Genomic DNA, 2432 nt, shown 5'->3' with positions numbered 1-2432 from the left:
CGGCTTCCTGCCGATCGCCCTGCACGCCCACCGCAACGCGCCCGCCCTCAAAGCCGGCCGGGTGTCCCCCTGGCCGCTGCTGCGGACCCGCACCGGCGCGCTGATTACTCTTGGCTTCACCGTCCAGGCCCTGCTGGCCTACGCCGTGCTCAGCTGGTTCCCGTACATGCTGGTCACGCTGGGTCTCTCGGCTTCCGAGGGCGGGCTGATGTTCGGCCTCATGCAGCTCGTCTCCGTCCCGGCCGGCATGGTGCTCGTCGCAGTCGGCTCGCGCCCCCGGATGCAGCGCACCGCCTTCTACCTGGCCACGGTCACGATGGCCGCGGGCGTCCTGTCCATGCTGGTCCTGCCGGTCGCCTGGGCGCCACTGACGGCGGTGCTGCTCGGTTTCGGGCTCGGCATCTTCCCGCTCGTGATGGTGATGATCAGCCGCAGCGGCCGCACCACCGCTGAAACCACCGCCTTGTCCACGGTCGCGCAGTCCGCGGGCTACCTGCTGGCGACGCTGGGCCCGTTCGGGATGGGGCTGCTGCACAGCGCCACCGGGGCCTGGACGCTGCCGCTGATCCTGCTGCTGGCCGTGGCCCTGGGCCAGATCGCCGTCGGGCATCTGCTGACCGCCCTGCCCAAGGTTTCCCAGCGCACGGAACTGGGCCGGCCATGACACTCACCACATCCCACCGGCCGCCGCTGGTAGAGGAGATCACTGCCAAGCTGCGTGAGCTGATCCATTCCGGAGAATGGCCGCTGCAGCAGCGGATCCCGGCCGAACCCGAGCTCATGGCCATGCTCGGAGTCTCCCGGGGCACCCTGCGCGAGGCGGTCAAGGCCCTCGCCCACGGCGGCATGCTGGACGTCCGGCGCGGCGACGGCACCTACGTCCGCGCCACCAGCGAGATCGCCGGCGCCGCCCAGCGCATGTACCGGGACCACTCGCAGGTTCACATCCTGGAGGTACGGGTGGGACTGGACACGCAGGCGGCCCGGCTTGCCGCCCGTCACGCCACCGCCGGCGACGTCGATGCCATGCGCGGACTGCTGGAGACACGCCGTGACGCCTGGCTGGCCGGGGACTACGCCGGCTGGGCCCGTGCGGACTGGGACTTCCATGTGTGCGTGGCCCAGGCATCGGGCAATCCGCTGCTGCACGAGCTGTATGCCAGCTTCGGCGAGGTCTTCCACGCCGACCTTCTCCGCCAGCAGCGCCGCGGCGGCTTCAACGGCCTCCCGCACGAAGGTCACGACGAACTCGTGGACGCCATCGCCGCACACGACGAGACGGCCGCCGTCGACAGCGTGCACCGGAACCTGAACTCCTGCGCGGAGTGGATCCAGCAGTAGCTGCCCCGCACAACAAAGGCCTCCGCGCCGGAATCCCGTTCCGGNCCGGCGCGGAGGCCTTTGTGTTGAGCGTGCGGCTAGCGCGCGAGGCCCTTGAATACGTTCTTGGGCCGCTGCATTTCACCGTGCTTGGCGCCGAGGACGATCACCCAGCCGGCGAAGACGGGGATGGCCCACTGCAGGATCTTCAGCTGCTGCTGCGCGGCGCGGAGTTCCTCGGAGGCGCCGGGCTTGGGCTCCGTGGCGCCTTCGCTGGCCAGCTTGTCCACTTTGGCGCCCTGGAGCCCGGCGTACAGGCTCACGGCCGCACCGGCGAGGGTGACAATCGACTTGTAGACGGTGAGACGGGCAACGCCGTCCTGCTTGGCCATCCGGCCCTTGTTTTCCCACATGACTGCGAGCCCGGAGAGGAAATGCGCGCCGAACGCCGCCGTCTGGAACGGGGCCCACTTCTTCCAGCCCAGGCTCGACAGCCGGGTACGCTCGGCCGGATCCTTGGCTTCCGCCGCCGCCCCGTTAAGTCCAATGGCGCCCATTAGCGAGCCGCCGAACCAGGCGCCCGCCGTCAGGTCGTGGATGGATCGGGCAACAAGATTACCTGCCATGGTGAGCTTCCTATCGTCTGAGGTCGAATCCGGAACTGTCGTGACCCGCGAAAGGGCCACGCTTCGGCTATGGTAAGCACACTTATGAAAAAGTTGATAGTTCGGGGGACGAAACCCAGCCTGCGTAGACTCGGCGGCATGGAACCACCGGGGCCGCAGGGCCAGCCCTCCCCCAACGACGGGAGTCTGGGCGACGCCCTTGGGGAGGCCGCCGGCGGCGCAGCCGACGCGGCGGAGGCCGCGTCCAACAGCGCCGCGCTCGACGTCGTCGCCCGCTCCGGCTTTGCCGTGATGGCGCTGCTGCACATCGTGATCGGCGCGATTGCCGTGGCCCTGGCCCTCGGGGCCCCGGGCCAGGCCGAGCCCACCGGGGCGATCGAACAGCTCGCGGCCAACCCGTGGGGCCCGGCGGTCATGTGGGCAGGGTTCATCGCGTGCGCCGGGCTCGCCCTGTGGCAGCTGAGCGAGGCCACCCTGCGGGCCCGG

Annotated in this window: 4 protein-coding genes; 3 read left to right on the top strand and 1 reads right to left on the bottom strand. The window is 70.0% G+C overall.

The features are described from left to right. Together K789_RS0101360 and K789_RS0101355 are read left to right on the top strand one after the other, a co-directional pair. The coding region (locus K789_RS0101360; protein WP_024365175.1) for an MFS transporter at nt 1-664 on the top strand (664 nt) is incomplete at its 5' end. Then, nucleotides 661-1341, top strand: coding sequence for a FadR/GntR family transcriptional regulator (locus K789_RS0101355; protein ID WP_024365174.1), 681 nt, complete (start codon nt 661-663; stop codon nt 1339-1341). The genes K789_RS0101360 and K789_RS0101355, both read left to right, overlap by 4 nt. A gap of 77 nt (nt 1342-1418) precedes the next feature. Here K789_RS0101355 and K789_RS0101350 read toward each other — a convergent pair whose 3' ends face one another. Then, on the bottom strand, nt 1419-1946 hold the full coding sequence (locus tag K789_RS0101350) for a hypothetical protein (RefSeq protein ID WP_024365173.1): 528 nt from the start codon (nt 1944-1946) through the stop codon (nt 1419-1421). A 138-nt stretch (nt 1947-2084) separates the two neighbouring features. Between K789_RS0101350 and K789_RS0101345 the strand changes: the two genes are divergently transcribed. Beyond that, a partial coding sequence (locus K789_RS0101345) for a DUF1206 domain-containing protein (protein WP_029704227.1) occupies nt 2085-2432 on the top strand: 348 nt, incomplete at its 3' end.

The organism is Arthrobacter sp. TB 26, from assembly GCF_000427315.1.
In the GTDB taxonomy this organism is placed as follows: domain Bacteria; phylum Actinomycetota; class Actinomycetes; order Actinomycetales; family Micrococcaceae; genus Arthrobacter.
The sequence above is the reverse complement of the archived record's forward strand: the minus strand, read 5'-3'. Positions and strand labels throughout refer to the sequence as shown.

Excerpts from the sequence above, each read along its gene's own strand:
- K789_RS0101350 (WP_024365173.1), bottom strand. The coding sequence starts at position 1,946 with ATGGCAGGTAATCTTGTTGCCCGATCCATCCACGACCTGACGGCGGGC.
- K789_RS0101355 (WP_024365174.1), top strand. The coding sequence starts at position 661 with ATGACACTCACCACATCCCACCGGCCGCCGCTGGTAGAGGAGATCACT.